Origin of the sequence: Flavobacterium salmonis, from assembly GCF_903819435.1 — a bacterium.
GTDB lineage: Bacteria > Bacteroidota > Bacteroidia > Flavobacteriales > Flavobacteriaceae > Flavobacterium > Flavobacterium chungangense.
This window is the reverse complement of sequence record NZ_CAIJDP010000064.1, coordinates 1-2,189: the sequence shown is the minus strand read 5'-3', so window position 1 is coordinate 2,189 and position 2,189 is coordinate 1. Positions and strand designations below refer to the sequence as shown.

At 36.2% G+C, this 2,189-nt stretch carries 1 protein-coding gene; it reads left to right on the top strand.

Annotation, left to right across the window (positions count from 1 at the left end):
- Window positions 1–2,189 (top strand): hypothetical protein (locus FLACHUCJ7_RS09050; RefSeq protein ID WP_180908677.1); only part of this gene is annotated, 2,189 nt, incomplete at both ends.

Here is a 2,189-nt window from a genome sequence, read left to right as displayed (position 1 = left end):
AATTATCATGCATCAGGAATCAGGGTAGATCAGGAAGCCACATGGGTCGGGCTGGGCTGGTCACTCGATGCAGGAAGCAGGATATCAAGAACAATCAATAGTGCTGATGATTTTATGATCTATCATAATGACAGAAATTATCCATTTTGTGAAAAGGGATATTATGAAGCACCTGATATAGGGCCAAACTTCGATAACCAATATCGGATAGATGGTGTTGATGCTTGTCCGGTAAACTGGGGATACGAATATCATATGATATGTGATCCCGAGCCGGATATCTTTTATTACAGCCTGCCGGGAGGATTGAACGGCAAATTTATACTTGACAAATCAAGAGGAGCTGTCCTTTTTGATAAATCTCATAATTTAAAAATTGAAATTATTAGAAATCCGGGGGTCACTTTTAGAATAACTGACAACGAAGGAAATCAATATCTGTACAGCCAAACAGAGATTACAAAAAATTATACTGAAAACAGTGCATTAAATAAAAATTTAATTACCTATAATACTAAATATGATGACAATACCACATCTTATGTGACCTGGACAAGATTCATCGCTGCAACTTGTGCGGATGAGGATGACTATATTGCAGATCGGCAAAGTCCTTATGCTGCAGAAACAAGCTGGTGCTTAAACAAAATAACGACAAAAAATGGCAAGGAAATCAATTTTACCTATGACATGGAAGAGCAGTATCTTCCAACGCAGGAGTCCAGTGAAAAATATCATTTTGAAACACAAAGCTGGCTTTACTATTACAGATCTAAAGTTGTCAATATAGCATGGCGATTAAAATCGATCCAGGGTGATTTTGGCCGTGTTGATTTTACATGTTCTGAGAGAGATGATATAAAAGGCACCAGTAAAAAGTTGGACCAAATCTCGATCCGCAACAGCAATAATGCCCTTCTGAAATCCTTTAAATTTGAGTACAGCTATTTTAATGATGACTATTCAGGTAATGCACAATATGTGAATGTATTCAAAAGACTTAAATTGAACAAGGTAACCGAATATTCCGCTTTGGACCAGCCATTAAATGCAGGTCATCTTTTTGACTATTACCCAGGCAGTTTCCCTGCCAAAAATTCAAAAAATGTCGATTATTGGGGATTTCAGAATGGAAAAGATTATGGTGAAAATTATGTAATTGGAATAAATACAGGCAATAACCAAAAATATCTTGGGGTAAAAAAAGATGCCAATTTTCAAAAAGCAGTCATAGGAACATTAAAAAAAATAACTTACCCAACAGGCGGATCTGCAGATTTTAAATTTGAGAGCAATATAATTCCGTCGGGCTTTTTTTCCACTTATACAGCTGATGCCGAATCTTCTACAAAAACTGTCTATAAATCTGTATATAACCCTTATACTGCGCAAGGAAGCGGTCCCTCACAAGATGTGTATCGTTTTGAGATCAAGGGAAAAACAATACTCACAATAGATTGCAACTTAGAAAATTATTGGGGACAAAAAGATCCAACTTATAATTATAATCAATCCAATTATCCATTGGGGGTGTTGCGCAGGATAACCCCATCACCAACTACTTTATATACTTATATATGCCCTTATGTTTATGATGAATCAATATATTTGGGTGAAGGTACTGAAGCATCGTTGACACAAAGACAATTTACATTACAGGCAGGAACCTATGAATTAGTAGCGGCCACTCCTCCAAAAGATGTACAGGTAAGCTGGAAATTGTATTTTGATTATTTTTACACTGAAAATCCTTTAACTTCTTATTTTGACGGAGGTGGGATAAGAATAAGTGAAATTAAAACAGATGCCAAAATCAGAAAATTCAAATATGGGCCAGGAATTATGCCAGTTGAGCCAATGTTGTATTATTTCGGCACAAGGTTCGGAATTCCTCCTCATATCGGTGGTTGTATTGTTCAGGTATCTGAGTCTAAAGCTCCCTTATCAACTTTTAATCGAGGAAATGCAGTGGGTTATGATTGGGTAGAGGAATCCCTTACAGATGAAGAGGGAGATGTTTCCACTATACGAACGACTTTCCATAATGTTACTGAAGAACTATTTGATAATTTTTATCCCAATTCACCAGTTTATATAAACTATACCAATGGATTGACCAAATCCATCGAAAAGTTTACCACCAAAAAAGGAAGCATTGCAAGGCTTGTAGAAAAAGAGGATTTTATCTA